The sequence below is a fragment of the Streptomyces sp. NBC_00316 genome, from assembly GCF_036158715.1.
Classification (GTDB): domain Bacteria; phylum Actinomycetota; class Actinomycetes; order Streptomycetales; family Streptomycetaceae; genus Streptomyces.
In genome coordinates, this window is sequence record NZ_CP108023.1 from 4,862,450 (window position 1) to 4,887,206 (window position 24,757).

27 protein-coding genes are annotated in these 24,757 nt (G+C 69.7%); 22 read left to right on the plus strand and 5 right to left on the minus strand.

Annotated features, from left to right (window positions below; genetic code table 11):
- Positions 1-80: 80 nt before the first annotated feature.
- Positions 81-1,127, minus strand: a complete 1,047-nt coding sequence (locus OG878_RS21585) for a LacI family DNA-binding transcriptional regulator (protein WP_328888299.1) — start codon at positions 1,125-1,127, stop codon at positions 81-83.
- 24 nt (positions 1,128-1,151) lie between these two features.
- Positions 1,152-1,964, minus strand: coding sequence for a response regulator transcription factor (locus tag OG878_RS21590; protein WP_328888300.1), 813 nt, complete (start codon positions 1,962-1,964; stop codon positions 1,152-1,154).
- Positions 1,965-2,273: 309 nt separating this feature from the next.
- Between OG878_RS21590 and OG878_RS21595 the strand changes: the two genes are divergently transcribed.
- The 7 genes from OG878_RS21595 to OG878_RS21625 all read left to right on the plus strand — a co-directional run bounded on the left by OG878_RS21595 (position 2,274) and on the right by OG878_RS21625 (position 7,689).
- Positions 2,274-3,167 (plus strand): alpha/beta hydrolase family protein, encoded by an 894-nt coding sequence (locus tag OG878_RS21595; protein WP_443049139.1) that lies wholly within the window; start codon positions 2,274-2,276, stop codon positions 3,165-3,167.
- A 41-nt stretch (positions 3,168-3,208) separates the two neighbouring features.
- The gene (locus OG878_RS21600; protein ID WP_328888301.1) at positions 3,209-3,463 is read left to right on the plus strand and encodes a MoaD/ThiS family protein; all 255 of its coding nucleotides are present in this window, start codon (positions 3,209-3,211) and stop codon (positions 3,461-3,463) included.
- 10 nt (positions 3,464-3,473) lie between these two features.
- Entirely contained in the window at positions 3,474-4,769 is a 1,296-nt protein-coding gene (locus OG878_RS21605) for a hypothetical protein (RefSeq protein WP_328888302.1), read from the plus strand.
- A gap of 170 nt (positions 4,770-4,939) precedes the next feature.
- On the plus strand, positions 4,940-5,629 hold the full coding sequence (locus OG878_RS21610) for an LmeA family phospholipid-binding protein (RefSeq protein WP_328888303.1): 690 nt from the start codon (positions 4,940-4,942) through the stop codon (positions 5,627-5,629).
- A 501-nt stretch (positions 5,630-6,130) separates the two neighbouring features.
- The gene (locus OG878_RS21615; RefSeq protein ID WP_328888304.1) at positions 6,131-6,976 is read left to right on the plus strand and encodes a sulfurtransferase; all 846 of its coding nucleotides are present in this window, start codon (positions 6,131-6,133) and stop codon (positions 6,974-6,976) included.
- A gap of 50 nt (positions 6,977-7,026) precedes the next feature.
- A complete protein-coding gene (locus tag OG878_RS21620) occupies positions 7,027-7,314 on the plus strand; it encodes a DUF1416 domain-containing protein (RefSeq protein ID WP_030925040.1) in 288 nt (95 codons plus the stop codon).
- Positions 7,315-7,428: 114 nt separating this feature from the next.
- The gene (locus OG878_RS21625; RefSeq protein ID WP_328888305.1) at positions 7,429-7,689 is read left to right on the plus strand and encodes a DUF3099 domain-containing protein; all 261 of its coding nucleotides are present in this window, start codon (positions 7,429-7,431) and stop codon (positions 7,687-7,689) included.
- A gap of 40 nt (positions 7,690-7,729) precedes the next feature.
- On the opposite strand, the gene OG878_RS21630 is transcribed toward OG878_RS21625, so the two are convergent.
- Positions 7,730-8,092, minus strand: a complete 363-nt coding sequence (locus OG878_RS21630) for a DsrE family protein (RefSeq protein WP_328888306.1) — start codon at positions 8,090-8,092, stop codon at positions 7,730-7,732.
- A 105-nt stretch (positions 8,093-8,197) separates the two neighbouring features.
- Here OG878_RS21630 and OG878_RS21635 point away from each other — a divergent pair, with 105 nt between their 5' ends.
- From OG878_RS21635 to ygfZ, 6 genes are all read left to right on the plus strand, one after another.
- Positions 8,198-9,082: a hypothetical protein gene (locus OG878_RS21635; RefSeq protein ID WP_328888307.1), complete on the plus strand. Its 885-nt coding sequence runs from the start codon at positions 8,198-8,200 to the stop codon at positions 9,080-9,082.
- Positions 9,079-9,903 carry a hypothetical protein gene (locus tag OG878_RS21640; protein WP_328888308.1) on the plus strand — a complete coding sequence of 275 codons (825 nt, stop codon included), beginning with the start codon at positions 9,079-9,081 and terminating at the stop codon, positions 9,901-9,903. The genes OG878_RS21635 and OG878_RS21640 overlap by 4 nt, the downstream gene beginning before the upstream one ends.
- Entirely contained in the window at positions 9,900-10,871 is a 972-nt protein-coding gene (locus tag OG878_RS21645; protein ID WP_328888309.1) for a hypothetical protein, read from the plus strand. Before OG878_RS21640 ends, OG878_RS21645 begins: the two co-directional genes overlap by 4 nt.
- A gap of 281 nt (positions 10,872-11,152) precedes the next feature.
- Complete coding sequence (locus OG878_RS21650; protein ID WP_328888310.1) at positions 11,153-11,725, plus strand: FABP family protein; 573 nt, start codon at positions 11,153-11,155, stop codon at positions 11,723-11,725.
- A 46-nt stretch (positions 11,726-11,771) separates the two neighbouring features.
- Positions 11,772-12,233 (plus strand): Fur family transcriptional regulator, encoded by a 462-nt coding sequence (locus OG878_RS21655; protein ID WP_328888311.1) that lies wholly within the window; start codon positions 11,772-11,774, stop codon positions 12,231-12,233.
- 21 nt (positions 12,234-12,254) lie between these two features.
- On the plus strand, positions 12,255-13,220 hold the full coding sequence (ygfZ, locus tag OG878_RS21660) for a CAF17-like 4Fe-4S cluster assembly/insertion protein YgfZ (RefSeq protein WP_328888312.1): 966 nt from the start codon (positions 12,255-12,257) through the stop codon (positions 13,218-13,220).
- A gap of 27 nt (positions 13,221-13,247) precedes the next feature.
- Here the strand turns inward: ygfZ and dtd are convergent, their stop codons facing one another.
- Positions 13,248-13,697 (minus strand): D-aminoacyl-tRNA deacylase, encoded by a 450-nt coding sequence (gene dtd / locus OG878_RS21665; protein ID WP_328888313.1) that lies wholly within the window; start codon positions 13,695-13,697, stop codon positions 13,248-13,250.
- A gap of 116 nt (positions 13,698-13,813) precedes the next feature.
- On the opposite strand from dtd, the gene OG878_RS21670 reads away from it, so the two are divergent.
- The 7 genes from OG878_RS21670 (at position 13,814) to OG878_RS21700 (ending at position 21,888) form a co-directional block, all read left to right on the plus strand.
- Positions 13,814-14,449: an RsiG family protein gene (locus OG878_RS21670; protein ID WP_328888314.1), complete on the plus strand. Its 636-nt coding sequence runs from the start codon at positions 13,814-13,816 to the stop codon at positions 14,447-14,449.
- Between the two features lie 47 nt (positions 14,450-14,496).
- Entirely contained in the window at positions 14,497-15,489 is a 993-nt protein-coding gene (locus OG878_RS21675) for an asparaginase (protein ID WP_328888315.1), read from the plus strand.
- Positions 15,490-15,590: 101 nt separating this feature from the next.
- Positions 15,591-16,841 (plus strand): GNAT family N-acetyltransferase, encoded by a 1,251-nt coding sequence (locus tag OG878_RS21680; protein ID WP_328888316.1) that lies wholly within the window; start codon positions 15,591-15,593, stop codon positions 16,839-16,841.
- Between the two features lie 62 nt (positions 16,842-16,903).
- A complete protein-coding gene (locus OG878_RS21685; RefSeq protein WP_328888317.1) occupies positions 16,904-17,854 on the plus strand; it encodes a winged helix-turn-helix domain-containing protein in 951 nt (316 codons plus the stop codon).
- Between the two features lie 102 nt (positions 17,855-17,956).
- Entirely contained in the window at positions 17,957-20,404 is a 2,448-nt protein-coding gene (locus OG878_RS21690; protein WP_443049140.1) for an AAA family ATPase, read from the plus strand.
- Positions 20,405-20,469: 65 nt separating this feature from the next.
- Complete coding sequence (locus OG878_RS21695) at positions 20,470-21,489, plus strand: aminoglycoside phosphotransferase family protein (RefSeq protein WP_328888319.1); 1,020 nt, start codon at positions 20,470-20,472, stop codon at positions 21,487-21,489.
- 165 nt (positions 21,490-21,654) lie between these two features.
- Complete coding sequence (locus OG878_RS21700) at positions 21,655-21,888, plus strand: hypothetical protein (RefSeq protein WP_328888320.1); 234 nt, start codon at positions 21,655-21,657, stop codon at positions 21,886-21,888.
- Between the two features lie 58 nt (positions 21,889-21,946).
- Here OG878_RS21700 and OG878_RS21705 read toward each other — a convergent pair whose 3' ends face one another.
- On the minus strand, positions 21,947-22,930 hold the full coding sequence (locus OG878_RS21705) for a zinc-binding dehydrogenase (protein WP_328888321.1): 984 nt from the start codon (positions 22,928-22,930) through the stop codon (positions 21,947-21,949).
- 99 nt (positions 22,931-23,029) lie between these two features.
- Here OG878_RS21705 and OG878_RS21710 point away from each other — a divergent pair, with 99 nt between their 5' ends.
- Complete coding sequence (locus tag OG878_RS21710) at positions 23,030-23,686, plus strand: TetR/AcrR family transcriptional regulator (RefSeq protein ID WP_328888322.1); 657 nt, start codon at positions 23,030-23,032, stop codon at positions 23,684-23,686.
- 246 nt (positions 23,687-23,932) lie between these two features.
- Positions 23,933-24,613 (plus strand): DUF899 family protein, encoded by a 681-nt coding sequence (locus OG878_RS21715; RefSeq protein WP_328888323.1) that lies wholly within the window; start codon positions 23,933-23,935, stop codon positions 24,611-24,613.
- Positions 24,614-24,757: the final 144 nt, after the last annotated feature.

Sequence of the window (24,757 nt, forward strand, 5' to 3'; positions counted from 1 at the left end):
GAGAGAAGCCTGAGCGGGCGCTGAGAAGCCCGGCAGAACCGCGTATGCCCGATATAAAGGCCGTACGGGCGTCGGGCCGCCTACCGCAGGAGACCGGCCGCCGGTTCCCCGCACCCGCACGACCGCCGCACCACGAGGGCCGACGGGAACTGCTTCAGCCGCTCCCGCCGCGACCCCGACACCCGCAGCGCGTCGTCGAGCACCAGGTCCACCGCGGCGCGCGCCATCGCCGGGCGGTCCGAGGAGATCGTGGTCAGCGGCGGGTCGGTCAGACCCGCTTCCTTCACGTCGTCGAAGCCCGCCACCGCGAGCTCACCGGGCACATCGATCCGCAGTTCGCGCGCCGCCCGCAGCACCCCGATGGCCTGGTCGTCCGTCGAGCAGAAGATCGCCGGCGGGCGGTCCGGGCCGGCCAGCAGCCCGAGCGCCACCCGGTAGGCGTCGTAACGGTTGTACGGGGCCTGGAAGAGCCGGCCCTCGGTCGACCGCCCCGACTCGTGCATCGCCCGGCGCCAGCCCTCGACGTGGTCGGCGACCGGGTCGCCGACCGCCGGAGTCGTCTCCATGCCGCCGAGGCACGCCACGTACGCGTTGCCGTGCTCGAGCAGGTGCCGGGTGGCCAGCTGCGCGCCGCCGATGTCGTCCGTGACGACCGCGACGTCATCGATCGCCTCCGGGCGCTCGTGCAGCAGCACGACCCGCGCGTCCCACGCCTCTATCTCGGCCGCCGCCCGCTCGCTGGGGCCCTGGCTGACCAGGATCAGCCCGGAGACCCGCATCCCGAGGAAGGCCCGCAGGTAGTGGACCTCGCGCTCGTCGCGGTAGTCGGAGTTGCCGACCAGGACCATCTTTCCGCGCTCGGCCGCGGCCTGTTCGACCGCGTGCGCCATCTCCGCGAAGAACGGCTGGCGGGCGTCCGGAACGATCATCCCTATGAGATCGGTCCGCCGTGACGCCATCGCCTGGGCGACCCGGTCGGGGCGGTAGCCCAGCTCCTTGATCGCGCCGAGTACCCGCTCGCGCGTGGCCGGGGCAACCGGCCGGGGTCCGTTGTTGATGACGTAGCTGACGACCGCGGTCGACGTCCCCGCCAGTCTCGCCACATCGTCCCGCGTCACCTTGGCCACGCGCGGCAGTCTACGCGGATGGACCTACCTGTTGGCAGGCCGGACCGGGGCTTCTTCCGTGACCTCGGCTACCTCCGAATGCTCCGGACGGGTGAGGGCTCCGGCCGGCGCGTCCACCCCCGCCCTGGCCGCCTTCGCCTTGGCCTCCTCGGCCCCGCGCTCCACCTTCTCCGGCGCGACGAAGCGGTAGCCGACGTTGCGGACCGTGCCGATCAGCGACTCGTGCTCGGGGCCGAGCTTGGCGCGAAGCCGCCGGACATGCACGTCGACCGTCCGCGTACCGCCGAAGTAGTCGTAGCCCCAGACCTCCTGGAGCAGCTGGGCGCGGGTGAAGACGCGGCCCGGGTGCTGTGCGAGGTATTTGAGCAGTTCGAATTCCTTGAAGGTCAGGTCGAGGACCCGGCCCTTCAGCTTCGCGCTGTACGTCGCCTCGTCGACCGACAGATCGCCGTTGCGGATCTCCATCGGGGAGTCGTCGGAGGTGATCTGCTGCCGGCCGGTGGCCAGCCGCAGTCGCGCCTCGACCTCCGCCGGTCCGGCCGTGTCCAGCAGCACGTCGTCGATGCCCCAGTCGGCGGTGACGGCCGCGAGACCGCCCTCCGTCACGACGAGGATCAGCGGACAGCCCGGTCCGGTGGACCGCAGCAGCTGGCACAGCGACCGCACCTGCGGCAGGTCGCGGCGCCCGTCGACCAGGATGACGTCGGCACCGGGGGTGTCGACGAGAGCGGGGCCCTCGGCAGGGGCCACCCGCACGTTGTGCAGCAGCAGACCGAGAGCGGGAAGCACCTCCGTCGACGGCTGGAGGGCATTCGTCAGAAGCAGCAGTGAACTCATCGCCGCCCACCTGCCTGGGTCGTCGGTCGATGATCGTGCACGGTTTGCTCGCCTTGCTCGCCCATTACGTCGGTCCTCCTCGTTCCCTGCGAGAGGGGCACTCCCGGGCGGGGCCCGGGGGAGTATGCGGCACTTCTTCGTACGTTTTTACGGTGTTCCCGCACGACATCTGTCACACGGGTTTTACGGTGCGGCCCCGCGCCCTGGGCCCGCTGAGCTTGTCGAAACGTCGTCGTAACAACGCGGGGAAAGCACAAAAGGACCCGGGGGCTGCGTTGCCCGGATCCTCTTCCCAGCAGAATAGCCCACATGAGTTCTGTGTCCGAGAGTCCGTCTCGGAGTTCCCCTGTTTGTTTGATCACGCCGGGAGCCCGGCGTGCGACATTGCGGACGGATGACGGGCTGTCGATCGAGGCGGTGTACGAACCGTGTACGACCGGTGCCGGGCCCGGCACCGGCCCGGTCGGCGCCGGTACGGCGATCGTGGTCGCGCACGGATTCACGGGCGCGGCGGACCGGCCCGCGGTGCGGCGGGCGGCGCGGGTGTTCGCCCAGCGTGCGGCGGTGATCACGTTCTCCTTCCGGGGGCACGGCGGGTCCGGCGGGCGGTCGACGGTGGGTGACCGCGAGGTGCTGGATCTGGCTGCCGCGGTGGCCTGGGCGCGCTCCCTCGGACACCGCCGTGTGGTTACGGTCGGGTTCTCGATGGGTGGTTCCGTGGTGCTTCGGCACGGCGCGCTGTATACGGCGCCCGGTACGACCGAGGCCACGAGGGGGACTGCCCGTCCGGTTCCCGCGCACGGGGGGCGCACGGAAGCGCATGCGGATGCAGTGGTTGCCGTGAGTGCGCCCGCCCGTTGGTACTACCGGGGGACGGCCCCGATGCGACGGCTGCACTGGGTGGTGACCCGGCCCGTCGGCCGGCTGGTCGGCCGGTACGGCTTCGGCACCCGGATCGACCGCAACGAGTGGAACCCCGTGCCGCTCTCCCCGGTCGAGTCCGTCCCGCTGATCGCCCCGGCCCCGCTGCTGATCGTGCACGGCGACCAGGACCCGTACTTCCCGCTCGACCACCCGAGAATGCTGGCCGGCGCGGCCCGGGGTGGCGCCGAACTGTGGCTGGAGCGGGGCATGGGGCACGCGGAGAACGCGGCGGACGAGAGCTTGCTCACCCGTATCGCGGACTGGTCGGTGGCCGCGTGATTCATCATGGACAGCTGACGCGAGACGAAGGGAGCGTCGCCATGCCAGCGGTAACCATCCGCTACTGGGCCGCCGCCAAGGCCGCCGCCGGGACCGCGGAGGAGCCGTACACAGCCGTGACGCTCGCCGAGGCGCTCGACGCGGTGCGTGAGAAGCACCCCGGTGAGCTCACCCGAGTGCTGCAGAGGTGCTCGTTCCTGATCGACGGTGACCCCGTCGGGACCCGCAGCCATGAGACCGTACGCCTTGCCGAGGGCGGCACGGTCGAGGTGCTCCCGCCGTTCGCAGGAGGGTGAACCGCAGAACATGAGCAGCAGCGATCAGCAGCATCCGTACGGACAGGAGTCCGGGACGGGACCGGGTGCCGGGTACGGCTACGCGTACGGGCACGGACAGGAGCCGCAGGCGGTGTACGGCGAGCAGCCGTACGGGCAGCAGGCCCCGTACGACCCGAACGGCCAGGCGTTCCAGGACCCGGGCGTCACACAGACCTGGGAGGGCCAGACCTGGGACACCCAGTACCAGCCGGCCGTCCAGCCCGCGCCGCAGCCGCATCACGGGCAGCCGCAGCAGGACGGGCCGTCCTATGCCCAGCAGCAGTACGGGCAGTCGCAGCAGTACGAGCAGCCGGGCGCCCAGCAGCAGTACGAGCAGCCGTACGCCCAGCAGCAGTACGAGCAGCCGTACGCCGAGGCCGCTCCGCAGCCGCCGCAGGGCGCCACGGGCTCCTACCCGCTGCCGGCCGAGGTCCAGGCCGCCCCGGCCGCCCCCGGCGCAGTCGCGGCGGAAGCCGCCGCACAGGACACCTCCGGCTACGGCGCCCCCACCACACTGGGCAACAGCCGCATCACCGACGCCCAGCGCGCCCGCGCCGAGGGCCGTTCGCCGATCATCGAGCCGGGCATGCAGCCGGCCGCGATCACCGCGGGGCTCGGGCTGCTGCTCGCCCTCGGTGCCGCGATCGGCCAGTACGCCCTGTTCGTACCGCTGGTGCTGCTCCAGGCCGTGACCGCCGCGGGCTGGTTCCGGCTGAACGGCATGTGGCCGGCCAGGCAGGGCATCGCGCTCGCCATCGCCGGCGGGGTCGTCGCCGATGTCGTGCTGCTCGCCGCGGGGCGGGAGAACGCTCCGGCGGCGATCCTCGGCACCCTCGGCGTCTGGGTGCTGCTCACCGTCGTCCTCCAGCTGCGCAGCCACGCGGGCGCCGACGAGCGGATGTACGGGCTGATGGCCACCGTCGCCTCGGCGGCCCTGGCGATCCTCGCCGCCGGGCACCTTGCCGCGGTGCCGGATGCGGTGACGGTGGGCGGCGTGTCCGTCGCGGTCGCCGTGCTCGCCCGGGCGCTGCCGCTGCCCGGACCGGCCTCGGTGGTCGTCGCCCTGCTCGCCGCAGCGGGCGCCGGTGTCGCGGCCGGCGGGCTGACCGACCTCGGCGCGAAGGGTGCCCTCCTCGGGCTCGCGGCCGGTGGCTGCGCGCTGATCGGGCTGCGGGCGGCCAGCTATGACTACCCGTCACGTTTCGTGCACATGACCGCCGGTGTGGCGCTGCCCCTGACCGCCGCTGCGCCCGCCGTCTACCTGATCGGCCGCGCGCTCTCCTGACCCGGCACGACCTCCGCCCCCGCGGGCCCGGGCCGATACCTGTGTACCGGCCCGGGAACCGGGGAGGACCCCCCGCTCGTCGGTCCCCCCGGGTGTGCCGTGCAGCCACAGCAGGCGCACGGACACCAGGGGTCCGGCCGGAACGGATGCAGGGTGGGGGAAGAACGGGCATGCGCGCACTGCGAATACTGCTGGTCATCGTGGTGGTTCTGGGCGGAGTCTTCATCGCCGTGGACCGGGCGGCGGTGTACTTCGCCGAGTCGGAGGCCGAGGGCAGGGTCGACATCAGCGGCTCCACGGTCGACTCGACGGACGTCTCCATCAAGGGTTTCCCGTTTCTGACACAGGTCGCCGGATCCACGCTCGACGAGGTCGACATCAGGCTCACCGGCATCGAGACCGCCGCGGCGGGGCGCAGGATCCGGATCAGCGAGATGAACGCCGAACTCCACGACATCACGCTGTCCGGCGGCTTCTCCAGTGCCACCGCCGCCCGCGCCACGGGCACGGCGACCATCTCGTACGAGGACCTGACGCATGTGGCCGACGACGGTGTCGTGGTCGAGTACGGCGGCAACGGCAAGGTGAAGGTGACCGGCACCGTCGACATCCTCGGCCGGACGCTCTCGCGCAGCGTGACCTCCACCGTCACGCTGGTCGACGGGCACACCGTCCGGGTGCATGCGGACAAGGTGCCGGGTGAGGGCATCCCCGGCCTCGAAGGTCTGGTGCGCAAGAAGACCGACTTCGAGCGGGAGGTCGGCGCCCTGCCGAACGGCCTGAAGCTGCAGAGGATCGAGCCGACGAGGGACGGCCTGGAGATTTCGGTGACGGGTTCGGACATCCCGCTCGGCGGATGAACGGCCGGGCCGGCAGCCGGCAGCGGTCCGGCCCGCAAACGGGCCGGTGATTCGACACGTAACCCGTGTCGCGGCCGGGTAGGGGTCCTGGTGGCCCGTCGCGCCACATAATGAGACGGACCTGTCCGACCTGTAGATGACCGAGCGGCCCGGCCGGCCGGGGATCGGTGCGCGAGGCGGTGCCCACCCGCTCACGTACCACAGTGTGGACGATCGTGTCTCAAGATGCGACACAACGGTGACATGGCCGCCCGCACGTCCCTACGATCGGACGCATGAAGCGACAGGCGGATCTCACGAAGCGGCGGGCAGTAGACCTGTGCCGCATCGCCGCCATGCTCTGTCGCACCGTCTGAGCGGGGATCGACGCATCCCGCATTCCCGGCCCTTCGACCGCTGTCAGGGCCAGCCCCCGTGCATGTGTGTACGCGCTGAAACCCGCGCCCCGTACATCCCGCATCACGCACCATCTCGCCGCAGACTGCCCCGGAGGAGAACAGAATGAGCCGCAGTGACGTCCTCGTAGACGCCGACTGGGTCGAGGCCCACCTCGACGACCCGCAGGTCGCCCTTGTCGAGGTCGACGAGGACACCTCGGCGTACGAGAAGAACCACATCAAGAACGCGATCCGGATCGACTGGACCAAGGACCTCCAGGACCCGGTCCGCCGCGACTTCATCGACCAGGCCGGCTTCGAGAAGCTCCTGTCGGAGAAGGGCATCGGGAACGACACCACGGTCGTCCTCTACGGCGGCAACAACAACTGGTTCGCGTCCTACGCGTTCTGGTACTTCAAGCTGTACGGCCACCAGGACGTGCGTCTGCTCGACGGCGGCCGCAAGAAGTGGGAGCTGGACTCCCGCGACCTGGTCGACGGCGACCAGATCCCGTCCCGCCCGGCCACCGAGTACAAGGCGAAGGCCCAGGACGAGTCGATCCGCGCCTACCGCGACGACGTCGTGGCCGCGATCGGCAACCAGAACCTGGTCGACGTGCGTTCGCCCGACGAGTTCAGCGGCAAGCTGCTCGCCCCCGCGCACCTGCCGCAGGAGCAGTCGCAGCGCCCCGGCCACGTGCCGAGCGCCCGCAACATCCCGTGGTCGAAGAACGCCAACGACGACGGCACGTTCAAGTCGGACGAAGACCTCAAGGCCCTCTACGAGGCCGAGCAGGTCGACCTGGCGAAGGACACCATCGCGTACTGCCGCATCGGTGAGCGTTCCGCGCTGACCTGGTTCGTGCTGCACCAGCTGCTCGGTGTCGAGAACGTCAAGAACTACGACGGTTCGTGGACCGAGTACGGCTCCCTCGTGGGTGTGCCGATCGAGCTCGGCGCCAACAAGTAACTCCGCACGACCCGGACCAGCACGACCCCCGACCAGAAGGACAGAACGCCATGTGTGGAGCAAAGGCCGGCGGCCCCGACGCTTCGACCATCAAGCCCGGTGAGACCACCATCCAGGGCAGCGTGACCCGCGACGGCGAGCCCGTCACCGGCTACGTCCGCCTCCTGGACTCGACCGGCGAGTTCACCGCAGAGGTCCCGACCTCGGCGACCGGACAGTTCCGCTTCTACGCGGCCGAGGGCACGTGGACGGTGCGGGCGCTCGTACCCGGCGGCAGCGCCGACCGCACGGTCGTCGCGCAGACCGGTGGCCTCTCCGAGGTGGCCATCGCGGTCTGATCCGCGGCACAGATCGGCCGGAGGGCCGTACCCCAGGGGGTTGGACGCCTTCTGAACCGGGGTACGGCCCTTCGCGCCGTTCACCTGCGCCCGGCCGGGGCCTACGCTTGAAGCATGTACGCCCGGCGCCGTCGCGGCTATTTCCTGCTGATGGGCGGATGCATCGTCCTGTTCGTGTCCGCCTGGGCCGTCGTGCGGCTCTGGTCGATGCCCGTCGCCATAGGGATGTGCGTCGTCGCCATGGTCATCCCGCCGATCGCGGCGATGGTCGCCAACCGGCGGGGGCCGGAGGACCGCTGGTGGGACGATCCGTCCGGCGACCCGAAGTCGGACGAGTGGTGGGACGAGCTCGACGGCAAGAAACGGCGTCAGTAGACAGCGGCCCGGCGGTCGGCGGCCCGAGGGACCGGTTGCCTCAGTAGACGAGGGCCTGGACGTCCTCGGCCATGATCTCGCTGACGAAGACCTGGGCGCCCGCGATGCGTACGCCTTCCAGGACGTCGCTCTCGGTGATGTCGCGACGTGCGGCGCACTGCGTGCAGAGGGTGATCAGCCCGCCCGCCTGAACCGACTCGATCAGATCCGGCAGCGGTGCGGAGTGCGGGAGTTCGAACTCGGCGGCGCGGCCCGGCAGGGCGAACCAGGCGGACTCGCCGGTCAGCCAGAGGGAGACCTCCACACCGCTGGCGACGGCGACGGCCGCCACCGTGAACGCCTGGGAGCAGCGCTCGGCGGAGTCGGCACCTGCGGTCACCTTGATCACGAGCTTCTTCGGCATATGCAGAACTGTAATCCTCGGCCGCGCAACCCCGGTCCCTTGCTGTGGGTCAGTTGTGTGCGCAGGTAACGGAATCTGTGCCTCAGGGCTTGTGGGGGACCCCTTTTGGAAGCGAAAGACACCATTCCTGACGAGCCGGCCGAGCCGCCCGTGCAGGTCGAGGCGCCGGTCCGGGCCGTAGAGCCGCCCGCGCCTTTCCCGGTGGCGGAGCCCGCGTACGTCCCGGTGGCGGAGCCCGTCCCGACGGCATCGGCGGCCGGGCGACGGCCGCGCGGTCGTACGGCGCTGCTGATCGCGGCCGCCGCGGTGCTCGGGATCGCCGGCGGCACCGCCGTCGGTTACGGCGTGCAGGCCGACCGCGCCCCGACCCCGCTGCCCGCCCTGTCGCAGCCGGGCCTCGGTTACCCGGCGAAGGCGCTGCCCGCGGACAAGGTCCCGGACCCGCTGCCCGTGTCGCAGGACCGGCAGCTGAAGACGGACGGCGATCTGCTCAAGCTGCTCGTCGACAGGCCCTCGGGGGCGCGCAGCCTCCTCGCGTCGCTGCCGGCCGAGAGATGGATCTCTCTCGACGCGTACGCGATGGAGTTCAAGAGCGAGGACTACATGTTCGAGCGGCTCGCGGACGGCGATGTCCGCCGCATCGCAGCCGCCGACTGGGAGCAGGGACAGCACCGCGGGGTGAGCATCCGCCTCGTGCAGTTCCGCTCGAGCGCACAGCTCGGAGCCTCGGACCATGCGAACGGCCAGCTGGACTACATGCCCGATGCCGAGGAGGGCGCAGGCAACAGCGGCACCGCGATCAAGGGCAGCGGCAACGGCCGCTACTTCCTGTACAAGCCCCACTACAAGGCGGGCTATCTGCCGAGCTACGGGGCCCGGGCCATCGCTCAGCGCGGCGACGTCATGTTCGACATCCACGTCTTCGACACCGTGCCGATCAGCAAGAAGGACATCCGGACCCTGGCCGAGCGACAGCTGGAGCGGCTGTGAACGACGACATGACACCTGACAGCGTCCCCGCAGCCCCGCCCGTCCTGTCGGAGCCGCCTGCCCTCACCGTCACGCCCGCCCGGAGGGGCCGGGCCCGACGTGCGGTGCTCGCCGTGCTGCCCGTGGTCCTGGTCCTCGGCGCCGTCGGCGGTGCGGCCGCCTACACCAAGGCCACCGTGGACAACGCCGACCGCACGGTCGCCACCAAGGTCTGGGGCGGGGGCTCGGGGGCGCACTCCAAGGACCCCGCCGGGGACGTGGGCCGCGGCAGGGCGGACACGGAGCTCAGCAAACTGCTGCTGCCGGTTCCCGACGGCTACCGTCTCGGCCCGGACGTCGGCGAGTACGGGAACGACAGCGAGGTCAGCGGCAAGAAGGCCACGGCCCAGATGAAGGAGAGCGGCCGGGGCATCGCGGGCAAGGAACGGCGTGAGCTGGACAAGCGCATCGACCGGCTCCATGTCCAGGGCATCGCGCAGCGTTCGTACATCTCGGGCTACGGCGACCTGATGGTCGTCCACATCGTGAAGATGAAGGACAAGAAGGCCGTCCACGACATATACACCTTCCAGACGGAGCTGATGGACACCTACGGCGGCTTCCGCAAGGGGCCGAAGGTCGACGGCCACAAGAAGGCCAGGTGCTTCCAGGAGCCCACGACGAGCAAGGTGAAGCTGGACGGCCTGTCCTGCGTCGCGTACGACGGGGAGCTGTTCGTCACCGTCGACGCCTACGGAACCAAGCCGTTCAGCGCGCCCGACGTCGCCGATCTGGTGAAGGACCAGCTCGACCACATCGAGTCCCCGGGGGAGTACGTATGACCGAGAAGACGGCGGAACCGACCGCCGCGACGGCCCCGGCCGCGGAACTGACGGCCCCGGCCGTGGAGCCGGCGGCTCCGGCCGTGGAGCCCCCGGCGGCTCCGACGCACGAGCCCCCAGTGGCGCAGGCGGAGCCCGCACCGCTCGCGGAGCAGCCCGTCCCGGCTCCGGAATCCGTCCCGGCTCCGGAATCGACCCAGGCTCCGAAGCCGCCCCGCCGGGTCCTTCGGGCCGTTGCCCGCTGGACCGCCGCCGTGCTGGTGCTCGGGGGCCTGGGCACCGGTACCGCTCTGGGGATCACCTCGATGGAGCGCTCCGACGTACCGGGTCTGGCCACCGAGGACGACGGGCGCTGGGACTATCCCGAGCTGAGCCTGCCCGCGCTCCCGGCCGGCTCGCCCCGCCCGTTCAACGACGGCAACATCGCCGAGATCCACTACGCCGACCTGCGGAAGCTGCTGCTGCCGGCCCCGGCCGGAGCAACGCCGGACAAGAAACTCACCGGCGGGTGGGTGAGTACGGCGCAGTACCTCTCCGTCTACGAGAAGGGCAGGCGTGCCGAGCTGGACCAGGTGCTGAAGGACTCCGCGCTGCGGCACATCGCGGCGCGCGGCTGGACCATGCCGGACGGCACGTCGTCCCGGATCTATCTGCTCCAGTTCAATTCGACGGCGTTCGCCGAGGCGTTCCGGGACGAGATCTCCGAGGACACCTCCACCGCCAATCAGCTCGTCGGGTCGCCCCACGGGGAGATCGACGAGACCTGGCTGGGCGGCGGGCGGGTGGAAAACACCGCGAGCTACGTGTACGCCGAGGACAAGCCCTACGGCTCCGAGCAGGTCCGCCACGCGTATGCGCTCTCCGGCGACACGCTCGCCCTGGTCATCCAGTCCCGCAAGGGCACGGCCGGCACGGAGCGCGTCCCGTTCCACCAGACGCTGATCCTGCAGAACCAGCTGCTGGGCTGACCCGGACGCCCGGGGGATCCACTCCCCCGGGCAAGCCCCGAACCATCGCGCCGGGCCCCCACCCATTAGGCTGGGGCCCGGCCCCGTACTGCCGCCATACCGCTCGTTACCGCTCGTCCGAGGAGCTCCCGTGCTTGAGGCATTCTTCTCCACCCTGCTGGTCCTGGTCTGCGTCGGAGTTCTCGCCTTCGCCGGCCTGACCGTGAAGAAGCTGTACCAGGGCCAGCGCTGACCCGCGTCCGCACCGCTCATCACCCCCTCACAGATCGTCTGAGCCGCTCATGATCGAGATCCCGTCCGACCTCCACCCGGACCTCGTCCCGCTTGCCTTCCTGCTCGGCAACTGGGCGGGCGCGGGCGTGTCCGATTTCCCCGGCGCCGAGAAGTGCAACTTCGGCCAGGAAGTCTCCTTCAGCCACGACGGCCGGGACTTCCTCGAGTACGTCTCGCACTCCTGGGTGCTCGACGCCGAGGGCAACAAGGTCAAGCCGCTGGAGACCGAGTCCGGCTACTGGCGCATCGACGAGCACCGCAAGGTCGAGGTCGTCATGGTCCGCGACCAGGGCGTCATCGAGATCTGGTACGGCGAGCTCGCCCACCAGAAGCCGCAGATCGACCTGGTCACCGACGCGGTGGCCCGGACGGCGGCCTCCGGCCCCTACAACGGCGGCAAGCGGCTCTACGGCTATGTGAACAGCGACCTGATGTGGGTCGGCGAGAAGGCCACCCCCGAGGTGGAGCTGCGCCCCTACATGTCGGCGCATCTGAAGAAGGTCGTCACCCCCGAAGAGGTCGAGGCGATGGCGAAGAGCCTCGGCGACCTGCCGGACGACGGCATCGCGTTCTTCAAATAGACGCGCGACCCCCGGGCGGGTGCTCGTCCGGTCCTACACTGGGCCTGTGGTGAGCACCGACTGGAAGAGCGACCTTCGGCAGCGCGGCTACCGGCTGACGCCGCAGCGGCAGCTTGTCCTCGAAGCGGTCGACAAGCTGGAACACGCGACACCGGACGACATCCTGTGCGAGGTCCGCAGGACGGCGTCCGGGGTGAACATCTCCACCGTCTACCGGACCCTGGAGCTCCTGGAGGAGCTGGAGCTGGTCAGCCACGCCCATCTGGGACACGGTGCACCGACGTACCACCTGGCCGACCGCCACCACCACATCCATCTGGTCTGCCGGGACTGCACGAACGTCATCGAGGCCGATGTCGCTGTCGTCGACGAGTTCACCACGAAGCTGCGGGACACGTTCGGGTTCGAGACCGACATGAAGCACTTCGCGATCTTCGGCCGCTGCGCCGACTGCACGGCGAAGGCGGCCGCGGCCGGGGCGGGGCGGACTCCCGGTTCCGAGCAGTAAATCGAGTCGTACGCTGGTCGCATGAAGAGCCCTCTGCTGTCCCTGCCCGGCGCCGTCCCCGCCGAAGGCCGCGACGAAGGCGTCGCCGCGCACTACGGCGACCTGTTCCGCGAGCAGCGCGCCCTCGCCGACGGCACCGGCCTCGTCGACCTCTCGCACCGCGGCGTCATCACCGTCACCGGAAGCGACCGGCTGGCCTGGCTGCACCTGCTGCTCACCCAGCACGTCAGTGAACTCGCCCCCGGACAGGCCACCGAGGCGCTGATCCTCTCCGCGCACGGGCACATCGAACACGCCCTCTATCTCGTCGACGACGGCGAGACGGTGTGGGCGCACGTCGAGCCGGGCACCCAGGGCGAACTGATCGCCTATCTGGAGTCGATGAAGTTCTTCTACCGGGTCGAAGTCGCCGACCGGACCGAGGACTTCGCCGTCGTGCACCTGCCGGCCGGCTCCATCGAGGAGGTGCCGGAAGGCGTCACCGTGCTGGAGGCGCCGCACGGCCGGGACCTGTTCCTGCCGCGCGCCGATCTGGAGAAGTTCGCCGCCGAGCACGGCCCGGTGGCCGGCGTTCTGGCGTACGAGGCGCTGCGCGTCGAGGCGCACCGTCCGCGGCTCGGCTTCGAGACCGACCACCGCACCATCCCGCACGAGCTGGGCTGGATCGGCACCGCCGTCCATCTCCACAAGGGCTGCTACCGCGGTCAGGAGACCGTCGCCCGGGTGCAGAACCTGGGGAAGCCGCCGCGCCGGCTGGTCTTCCTGCACCTGGACGGCAGCGATGTGCTGCTGCCCGGGCACGGCACGCCGGTGCGGCTCGCCTCGGACGGGGCGGAGGGCCGGCAGCTCGGCTTCATCACCACGTCCGCCCGCCACCACGAGCTGGGCCCGATCGCACTGGCCCTGGTCAAGCGGAACGTGGCGGTGGACGCGGAACTGCTCGCGGGTGACACGGCGGCGGCCCAGGAGACGGTCGTCGAGCCGTAGGCCCTGCCGTCGAGCCGCCGGTCCGGCTCAGACCTCGACGAGCACGGTGAACGGGCCATGGTTCGTGAGCGAGACCCGCATGTCCGCTCCGAACCGGCCCGTCTCCACATGCGCCCCCAGCGCCCGCAGCTGCGCCACCACCTCGTCGACCAGCGGTTCGGCGATCTCGCCGGGCGCTGCCGCGTTCCAGGTGGGCCTGCGGCCCTTCCGGGCGTCCCCGTAGAGAGTGAACTGCGAAATCACCAGAAGCGGGGCATTCACGTCGGAGCAGGACTTCTCGCCCTCGAGGATGCGGACCGACCAGAGCTTGCGGGCGAGCTGAGCCGCTTTCTCCACGGTGTCCCCATGGGTGACTCCGACCAGCACACACAATCCCTCGCCGACGATTTCGCCCACCACCGCGGGCCCGCTCCCGTCGCCCGCGCCGTCGGCCACCGTGACGCTCGCGCCGTCCACCCGCTGTATCACTGCACGCATACAGACCAACCTATCTTGGGCTGAACGGGTACAGAGCACCTGCGTAGTCACCGTGCGGAGTGGCACCATGCACGGAGGCGGTGTGCCGACGCACCGGTCGAGGGGATGGACTGAGCATGAGTACATATGGAGCCGGGCAGCCACCCGGCACTGTACCGATCACGCTGGTCACCACCAGTACCAGCACCAGTACCACCAGTACCGGCGCCGTCACCATGCGCCCACCCGTGCAGCGGACCGGACCGGGCCTCGACGACGGACTGCCGGGGCAGCCGCCGCCCGACCTCGGCACCCTGCGGCTGCCCGAGCTGCGCACCCTGCGCCGCGACTCGCAGCGCGACGAGGCCGACCTCAGCTACGTGCGCCGCCTGGTGCAGGGCCGCGTCGACATCCTGCGCGCCGAGCTGGCCCGCCGCCGTGACCCCGAGACGCCGGTCGTCGACCGGCTCTCGGAGATCCTCGCCGACACCCCGTCCCGGCATCGCTCCTCCGCCCGGCATGTCACGCTCACCACACCGCGGAGCGACGAATTCCGCCGGCTGGCGGCCGAGACGCTCGCCGAGGTCGAGCTCTCGGACCTCGACGCCCGCACGGACGAGGAGCTGCACGCCGCGATGGGGCGGTTCGTCCGCTACGAACAGCAGGTGTCCCGCCGCCGTCACCAGCTGCAACGGACCGCTGACGATTGCAGCGCCGAGATCGCCCGCAGGTACCGTGATGGGGAAGCACAAGTAGACGACCTGCTCACCTGAAGCGATCCTTCCGGGGCGGGTCCCGCCCCGCCCCGGAAGGCCGCGCCATGACCTCCACACCCCTCATATCCCCGGCGTCTCCTGCCCGCCCGGCTCTTCCGGATCTCCCCGTTCTGGCCGAGGTCGTGCGGTCCGGCTTCGTGGAGGGCCACCACCGCGGCTCGCTGGTCGTGCTGGCCGCCGACGGCAGCGTGGAGCTGGCCATGGGAGACCCGGCCGCGCCGGTCTTCCCGCGTTCCTCCAACAAGCCCATGCAGGCCGCCGCCGTGCTGCGGGCCGGGCTCGACCTCTTTGGGGAGCGGCTGGCGCTGGCGGCCGCGAGCCACTCGGGCGAGGTGTTCCATCTCGATCTCGTACGCAAGATGCTCGCCGAGCACGGACTGACGCCCGACGATCTGCAGACCCCGGCCGATCTGCCGCTGGACCCGGCGGAGGCGGAGACGTATCTCGCCGCGGGCCAGGTCCGTGAGCGGATCACCATGAACTGCTCCGGCAAGCACGCCGCCATGCTCGCGGTGTGCGCACTCAACGGCTGGGACCGGGCGAGCTACCTGGACCCGGCGCACCCGCTCCAGCAGCTGGTCCACCAGGTGGTCGAGGAGGCGGCGGGCGAACCCGTCGCGGCGGTCGGTACGGACGGCTGCGGGGCTCCGCTGATGGCGATCAGCCTGGTGGGTCTGGCGCGGGCGTTCCGCTCGTTCGTGCTGGCCGAGGAGGGCACCGCGGAGCGCCGGGTGGCGGACGCGATGCGTGCCCACCCCGAGTACGTCGCGGGCACCCGGCGGCCCGACACCTGGCTGATGCGCGAAGTGCCGGGCGCGCTGTCCAAGATGGGCGCGGAGGCGGTCCAGGCGGTGGCGCTGCCGGACGGCCGGGCACTGGCGTTCAAGATCGCCGACGGTGGGGGACGGGCGCTCGGGCCGGTGCTGGCCAGGGCGCTGGGGCTGCTCGGTGTCGACGCCCCGGTGGCGGACCGGATCGGACGGGCGCCCCTGCTGGGCGGCAGCGCGGAGGTGGGCGGGATCAGGGCGGCGTTCTGACCGGACCGTTCGGTCCGTCCGGCTGCTGCCCACGGGGAGCGCACCGTCCAGCCCCCATATTCGGGCGACATTCTCCGCGCCGTGTGCCTAGCGTGGGGCGCATGACCCTTGAGATCCGTACCGTCACCGCGTCGGAATTCCCCGACTGGCTGCGCGCCGTGAACACCGGTTTCCTGCGCCCGCCGACGGTGACGGACACCGAGGTGGCGAGCCGTCTCCCGCACAACGACCTGTCCCGGGTGCAGGGGGTGTTCGACGACGGCCGGTGCGTGGCGTCGTTCCGGTCGTTCGCGCAGGAGCTGACGGTCGTCGGCGGTGCCACGGTGCCGTCCGACGCGGTCACCAACGTCACGGTGTCGCCCACGCACCGCCGCCGTGGGCTGCTCGGCCGGATGATGGCCACGGACCTGGCGGCGGCGAAGGAGCGCGGCGACGTGGTGGCCACGCTGATCGCCGCCGAGTACCCGATCTACGGGCGGTACGGGTTCGGCCCGGCCGCCTGGACCACCGAGTGGGAGATCGACGTCCCCCGGGCCGGCCTGGACCTTCACCGGCCGAGCCCGTCCACGGCGGACGGCGGCCGCATCGACCTGGTGGACGTGGCGGAGGTTCGCAAGACCGGCCCTGCCCTGCACGAGCGGCTGCGGGCCCGGCAGCACGGGGTGGTCAGCCGCAACGACCGCTGGTGGCAGCTGAGCACCGGCGCGGACGTGCCCGTACCGGGCTCCTGGACCGAACCGTTCCACGCGGTGTACCGCACCGCGGACGGCGAGGTGGACGGCCTGCTCGTCTACCGTGCCGACGACAACTGGGGCGACGCGAAACAGCCGTTGAACCGGGCGACCGTCCTCGGCCTGATCGCCGAGACCCCGGCGGCCGAACGGGCGCTGTGGCACTTCGTCTGCTCGATCGACTGGATCACCACGGTCCGCTCCGGCCACCGTGCCCCCGACGACCTGCTCCCCCTTCTCCTCCCGGACCCCCGGGCGGCCCGCATCGTGACGCAGGCGGACTGGTTGTGGGTGCGTGTCCTGGACGTCGTACGAGCCCTGGAGGCCCGCACCTACGCGGTCCCGGCCACCCTGACCCTGGACATCCACGACCCGGCAGGTCTCGCCGGCGGCCGCTTCCGCCTGGACGTCTCCCCGACGGGCGCCTCGTGCACCCCGACGACGCAGAGCGCGGATCTCGCTCTGGACATAAGGGAGTTGGGAACGCTGTACCTCGGCGACGAATCGGTGCTGCGGCTGACGGCCCTGGGCCGCATCGAGGAGCGCACACCGGGCGCGGCGGCGGTGGCGGACGGGGTGTTCCGGGCGGCGCGGCGGGCGTGGTGCCCGGATGTGTTCTGAGACGGCGGCTGACCTCTAGGCTCCATCTCCCGTCGCCTGCAAGGAAATTGTATGGTCCAGAAGTGACGAGTCATGGACCTGTATCGGGTGGCGGCGCGCATCAGTACAAGCGGATCGCAGATTGGTTATTGAAAGGGATCAACAGCGAGGAGTGGCGGCCCGGTGACCGGTTGCCGACGCATGAGCAGCTGGCCGACCGTTTCGATGTCTCGCGTGCGACGGTCAAGGAAGCGCTCAAGCTGCTCAGCAGCAAGGGGCTGATCGTCACCTGGCAGGGCAGCGGGACGTTCGTCAGTGAAGGGTCGACGTCGGGTGTCGTCCCGCAGCAGAACAGCCCCGTCATCGAGAGCGGGGACGATGACGGCGACGACGTGTGGGCGGTCGTCTCGGAGCACGTCCCTCCGGTGCTGCTGAAGCCCTACCTGGAAGAGGCGTTCGAGGCCACGCAGGTGACGCTCGATGTCTTCTCGATGACCACGGAGTCGCTGGCGGCCCGGGTGTCGGACCAGAAGAACCGCATCATGACCGGGGAGATCAAGCCACCCCGCAGTATTACGGCCCGGCTGATGCTCCCCGACTGCGACTTCCCGCACCTTGCCATCCCCCGGCGGATCGACGGATCGGACGATCCGCAGGTGCGGCGGCGGCTGAAGGGAATCCTGCAGAGCCACGCGACGATGCTCCGCGAGGCCCTGTTCGAGCTCCGCTACCAGGGGTTCGTGCCCGAGGTCGATGTCGAGGTGCGGTTGGTGCCGTTCGCGCCGCAGATGAAGCTGTACGTTCTGAACCGCCGGCTGGCGCTGCAGGGCTTCTACGTGACCGAAGAAGGCACCATCCCGCTCCCTCCAGACCGTGAGGAAGTCGCGATCTACGACGTCTACGGCACGGGGGCCACCCTGTTTCCGTATCGCGCCTCGGCCGAATCCACACCCGATCAAGCCGGCATTGTGCGCACGCTTCAGGCATTTTTTGACTCGGCGTGGAACACTCTGGCGACGCGCGCCGACTTCTGAACGATTGAACAGCGGAGACAAGGTCACCTCCCGCGGCGGATGTTTAATCCCGCTGCGGGTATGACGAGTTCGGGTTGATGAGTCGGATCGCGGGGGGATGGAATGCCGGTGCCACGAGGGGTTCGTATCGCAGGCGGACGTCGGCCGTTCGTCAATCGGACGGATCTCCTGGACAGGTTCCGTCGCGAATTGATGCGCTCGTCGGAGGAGCCGCGTCTGCTCAACGTGCACGGACTCCCTGGGGTGGGCAAGTCGCGCCTGCTGAAGGAGTGGAAGCGTGAGGCGGATGCGCGTGGAAGAACGGCCTTGCTGGATCTGCGCCTGCCAGGGAGCCATCAAGTCGAGTCGGCGCTGGCGCAGTTGCGCGCCGAGTTCGGATCGCAGGGAGTGAAGTTCGACAGGTTTGACATCGCGTACACCGCGTTCTGGCAGAAGATCCATCCACATCAGGTGCTGCGCCGCTCAGGGGACCTCTTCGGCCCCCATGGCGACGCGGCAACGCGGATCCTCGAAGGTGCGTCCGGCGCCAGTGTCATCGGTGCGATTGCCGCCGGTATTCGCTTGTCCTTTCAGGGCTTCGCGGCGATCAAGAAGAACAAGCTGGTCAAGGCGGACCCCGACCTGGGATCCTTGGAGGACATGCTCACGGCCGACCTGCTTGACACGGTCACACGAATGTTCGTGCAGGACCTGGCCGACGCCAGCACGGCAGAGCCGTACGTCCTCTTCGTCGACAGCTACGACGTGCTGAGCGTGGTGCACGGAGAAGCGGGCAGTACCTTCCAGGATGCCTGGCTGCGCGACCTCCTCGAACAATTGAGGCGCGGCCTGGTCGTTCTGGCCGGTCGGGAACCGGTCCGGTGGCAGGAATGGGCCGGGCAGATGGACTACTGCGTAGTGCACCCTCTGGAGAGCAGGTATTGCGAGGAGTTGTTGTCTAACGCCGGCGTGCAGGACACAGTGCGCCAGGCAATCATCACTCGGGCCAGTCGGGGCATTCCCTTCTATCTTGAACTCGCGGTCGATACCCCCGAGCGGGCAGCTGGTGAGCGGGAAGTTGCGCAGGACCGGATCAAGGACCGGTTCCTCGACCATGTCCCAGTGGACCAGCGGAGGATTCTTCAGCACCTCGGGCTGGCCAGGCTCTTCAACCGCTCCATGTTCATGAGATTCGTGAAGGACGACACTCTCTGGGACGAGCTGACCGAGTACTCTTTCGTGCAGTGCATCTCAGGGGACTGGTATCAGCTGCACCAATTGATGGTGGACGCGTTGCAGGCCCAATGGAAGCTCGAACGGCAGAGGCCCGCCCACGAGGTGCTCCAGCGCTTCTGGGAGGACTACGCGGAGTCCCCGGACATACGGCATCGGGCCGATACGGTCATCGGCGTCGCTCCGTTGCAGGAAGCCGTCTACCACGGTCTGCGGGCGGGCCAGATGAGTGCAGCGATGGCTCTGAGCCATGCGGACCGCACGAAAGCGGCGTTCGGCAGCCAGTCGGTGAACGGCATCATCACCGACATCAGGGCATATCTTGACCAAGTGGCTATCGGTTCCGGTCATGACCCTGAGCTCGAAAGCGTTGCCCGATGCCTTGCTGCCGAGGACCACGTACTGCGTGGCAGGGGACGTGAGGCGCAACGGGAACTCGTAGGCCAGAATCCCGACCTCACCGCTCCGTTGGGAGCGCGGCTCGGTCTCGCCGCGGCGCACGCACACAGACTGATGGGTGAGAGTCTGGCGGCCCGTGACACGTTTGAACAGCTGTGGACCGGGCCCGAGGAGGCTGTCAGAGGGCTGGCGGGCTTTGCGCTCGCGGACATCACCATGTGCGCTGGCGATTTCCCCGGGGCCTTCGCGTTGGCCGGAGAGGTGTCGGAGCGCTCGGGGCCCGGTGAGGGGGTGCGGCGCGCTGAACTCAAGCGGCTGATGCATCTCGCCCACCGTTTCCTTCTGGACTTTCCCTCGGCGTGGGCACTGCTGGACGAGGCGAAAGCCCTCTTTCTGGAGAGTGGCTCCATTCACGGTCTGGCAGACATTCAGACCAACAGGGCGGAGCTGCTTGCACTCACCGATCCCGCGGCTGCGGTGGCTGCCGCTGACGCCGCGCTGGAGACGCAACGGAGGCTGGGCGCCGGGCACGAGGTCGGTAAGGCCCTGACCGCGAGGGCCATCGCTGAGACCCGTCTGGGGCATCTCCGCGAGGCCGCCGAATCATTCACCGCTGCCGCACAGACTCTGGAAACGGTCGGATACCGGTCCGGCAGGGCGCGAGCGGAATTGTTCCATGCCTTCCTCCACCTGCGGACGGGCGACCAGGATCGGGCTGTCCGGAGCCTGCGCCAGGCAGCGGAGAAACTTGAGACGGCCGGCGTCTACCCCTTTCTCTCAGTCATTGCCCACAAAGTCACCGAGCGTATCGGTCGTCCCGATGAGTTCTTGGCGGCGATTCGCCTACGGGCGAGGCGTTTGGTCGTACCGCTGGATTCGGTGGAAAGGTACGAACGTCGGATGGACGAACTGATTGACAGTCTGCTGCCGCCCGAATGACGGCGGAGCACGCCTTCGTGCCCCTGGTTCGGGGGCCAGGGTATCGACCGGCTTGAGGAGTTCGCATGGACCGCAACACTCCGGACTTCATGGCATTTTTCGACGCCGCTATGCGTCCAGGATCCGATGCCCGGGGTTTCTATCATCGGAATGTGCGAGTGACGGTAGGACCAGATTCCTTCATGGTGCGGGTGCCCATGGAGGAGTCAGAAGTCATGGACCTGTCCATCTGGGCCGAGCACGACATTCTTTCGGTGCTGCACCCGCATCTGACACATGCGCCACGACTGCTGCATGTGCACCATGACCCGTACTTCCAGGTTCAGGAATTCATCGAAGGTGAGCGGGTCGAAGACCTACACCCGTATGGTGCAAGTATTCCGGCGAGAATCATCGACGATATCGTGGTGCTCTTCTCGGAGTTGCTGTCATTCCCGGAGAGCAGGATTCCGGCTCTTCCTGCGGACTGGCCGGCCGACGGCGACTCGGAGGGTTTCGGTGCCGTCCTCCTTCGGCTCGGTCGGTCCCTGCGGGAGGACCACGGGAAGGAAGCGCCCCGCTTGTTCGAGACGCTGGGGATTCCGGAGGACCCGTTTCTCCCGCTGGAGGACGGCCTGAAGGACCTCACCTCCAGGCCGTTCCGGCTGCTGCATGGAGACATTCACCGTGGAAACCTGATCAGGGGGGCTCAAGAGACGTTCTTCCTGGACTGGCAGCTCGCTCTATGGGGTGATCCTGTCTATGACCTGGCCGATCACGTGCACAAGATGGGCTACACCCCCGACAGCGAACAGCGGTGCATCAGAGGCTGGTTGAGCGTGGCTCCCGGAGAATGTCGGAGACGCTGGAGCGAAGATCTGAAGTTCTATCTTGCCTACGAGCGAGTGAAGTCGTCCGTCGTCGACACGGTGCGCTGGGCGCGTCGTATTGCGCAGGCACCCACCGGGTCTCCGGCTCGGCACACGGCCGTTCAGGAGCTCACCGCAAAGATCAACCGGGCCAGGCCCTACTGGTCGCAGGGGGACTCCGGCGTGCTGGCCGCGGATCGGGTGGCTTCGGCTGTGACGGAGTTCCATCAGGCATAGGGGTGGCTGCGGAGGCCCCCTGGGATCCGTACGACAGTGGTCCTGTCCGGCCCCTGCGCGTAACTGCGTAAGTGGTACTGGGATGGGTTCCAAGAGCGAAACGCCGTACGAGCGATGAGGTCTCCGTAATTCTCCTGGTCAGCGGTTCGTACGGAATGCGGCGCGATGGGCGATCTCGCCGCCGTCGTGGCGGCTCGTGGCGTCCCGGCGCAGGAGGTGATGGACGAATATGCCCGCACTCTGGACCGGCTCGTCGACCCGGTACGGCATCCGTCGCTCTGCTGGCTCCGGGAGTCCGGGCGGCTGGGGACGCCGGACGAGCCCGACCATGACTTCAGGTTCGGGCTCGAACGGGTACTGGACGGGGTCGAGGCCCTGGCGCGGGGGGCGTCGGCCTGAGGGGACGCCTGCCGCCGTCCGGGCCGGACGGCAAGGGGCGGCGTGGGGAGGCCCGTCGTCAGACTTCCGTGCTCAGCAGCACCTTGCCCAGCAGCCCGCGTTCCTCGATCGCCGTGTGCGCGTCGGCCGCCTGTGACAGTGGGTAGACGTGGCCGATCACCGGACGCAGCCGGCCGGCCGCCGCCTCGGCCAGCGTGTGAGCGGCCAGGCGTACGTACTCCGCGTCCGTCAGCTGTACGTCCCCGATGCCGCGCAGCGTGATGCCGCGCCGCGCCGCCTCCTGCGGGTCGACCGGGGCGAAGCCGCCCGTCGGCGCCCCGTGGGCGGAGAAGCGGCCGCCGTCGGAGGTCAGGGCGAAGGCGGCCGCGCCCATTGCGCCGCCCACGCCGTCCAGGACCACGTCGGCCGGACCGCCCGCCGCTGCCAGGGCCGTGCGGGCCCGCTCCACCCACTCCGCGTCCGAGCCGTCGATCACGTCGTCGGCGCCCAGTTCCCGTACGAGCGCCGTCTTCCGTTCGCCGCGTGCCACGGCGACGACATGTGCGCCGGCCGCGTGCATCAGCTGGACGAGGAGGGTGCCCATGCCGCCGGAGGCGCCGAGGAGCAGTACGCGTTCGCCGGGTCCGGGGGCGGTCGCCTCCATCAGCGCGGCGGCCGTCACCCCGTCGTGGGCCAGGGCGGCGGCCTCGCGCAGCCCGAGTCCGTCCGGTACCGGTACCAGGTGGTCGACGGAGGTCACCGCCCGCTCGGCGTAGCCGCCGGTGAAGCCGACGGAGGCGATGACCCGGCGGCCGGCCCATCCCGCGTCGACGCCCTCACCCGCCGTATGCACCGTTCCGGCGACCCCGCCGCCCGGCACGTACGGGGGCCGGACCGGGAAGTAGGCACTGAACGCACCCGACCGGATCTGGGTCTCCACGAAGAGCGTGTCAACGTGACTCACGTCGATCACCACCTCGCCGGGGCCCGCGACCGGATCGGGCAGCTCGGCCGGAACCAGTACCTCCGGACCGCCCAGCTCCCTGACCAGCGCCACACGCATGCGGATCACACTCCTCCGTCAGTGGGCGGCCGACCCGTCCGGCGCCCCTGCGGCCACCCTCGGACGTCAAGTCCGGTTGAGGTCAAGGGCGTACCCTTCATGGTCATGAGCGGAGAGAAGACCGGTCCCGGGACGGTGACGCGGCAGCCGATCAGCCTGCGTGAGCGGAAGAAGCAGCTGACGTACGAGGCGGTCTCCGATGCCGCGATCGCGATGTTCCTGGAGCGGGGCTTCGACAAGGTCTCGGTGGCGGAGGTGGCGGCCGCCGCCGACATCTCCAAGCCGACGCTGTTCCGGTACTTCCCGTCCAAGGAGGACCTGGCGCTGCACCGGTTCGCCGACCACGAGGACGAGGCCGCCCGGGTGGTCGCGGCCCGCGCGGAGGGCGAATCACCACTCGATGCCCTGCGCCGCCATTTCCTGGACGGCCTGGAGCGCCGCGACCCGGTGACCGGGCTCTGTGATCATCCGCAGGTGCTGGCGTTCCACCGGATGCTGTACGGGACACCGTCCCTGGTGGCCCGCCTGTACGGGTACCAGAGCCGCTCGGAGGCCGCGCTCGCCCGCGCACTGGGGGACGGGGTACGGGAGCGGCTGGCGGCCGGCCAGATCATTGCGGTGCAGCGGATCCTGGCGATGGAGAACTGGCGGCGCATCGATGCCGGGGCGAGCGCGGACCAGGTGTACGAGGGCGCGGTGCGGGCGGCCGAACTCGCGTTCGTCCAGATGAGGTCGGGGCTGGAAAGAGAACAGTAGGAACGGTGGCCGCCCGGCTCGGGCGGGGCCGTCGCCACCGGGACGCAGCGCCTCTTCGGCGGCCTTCCGCACCCGGTGCCGGGTGATGCCTCTGCGTCGGCTGTGCCACCGCGCGAGGGCGGTCCGGGGGCTCCAGCTCGATGCGCGGGCGCCGCCTGGCGGGCTCTCGTACGTCAGCAGACAATGATGGCGGGAGATGGTGGCCACCAGGCAGCGGCTACGCCGGTCGTCGTCCGGGAGGTAGCGATGCGTCAGACCAATCTCACCGGGGAGCCGGCCGATTACGTCAGCGCCCGCGAGGAGCTGCGCCAGGCCGAGGTCGAGCTGATGCGCCACCGCGAACGCGTCGCCGACCTGCGTCGACGGCTGCCGCCGGGCCCCGTCGTCGACGACTACGTGTTCGAGGAGGGACCTGCCGACCTTCAGGCCGGTGACGCGCCGGTGAAGACCGTGCGACTGAGTGAACTGTTCACCGGGCCCGGCCGTGACCTGGTCGTCTACCACTTCATGTACGGCAAGCAGCAGACCGATCCGTGCCCCATGTGCACGATGTGGATCGACGGGTTCAACGGCATCGCCCACCACGTCGTGCGGAACGTCGACCTCGCAGTCGTCGCCGCGGCCGACCTGCCCGTACTCCGTGCGCACGCCCGGATCCGGCAGTGGCCGAACCTGCGCCTGCTCAGCGCCGGGTCCAACACCTTCAAATACGACCTCGGCAGCGAGGACGCCGAGGGCAACCAGGACTCGACGGTGTCGGTGTTCACCCGCGACGACGACGGGTCGGTGCGCCACTTCTACTCGGCGCACCCCCGGATGGCCGACGACATCGACCAGCGGGGCATCGACCTGCTCAGCCCGGTGTGGCACATCCTCGACCTCACACCCCGAGGCCGGGGCGACTGGTTCCCCGCACTCGGTTACTGACTCGGCCTTCGCGTCCGGCGCAGCGTTCGACGCCGGACGCGAAGACCGAACCGAAACACCTCCGCCCCCATCGCTGCCCACCCGTGCCGACGGCCGGCCCGCTCACCCCACAGCTGCACCGATCGGCTCGGCCCGCTTCCCGGC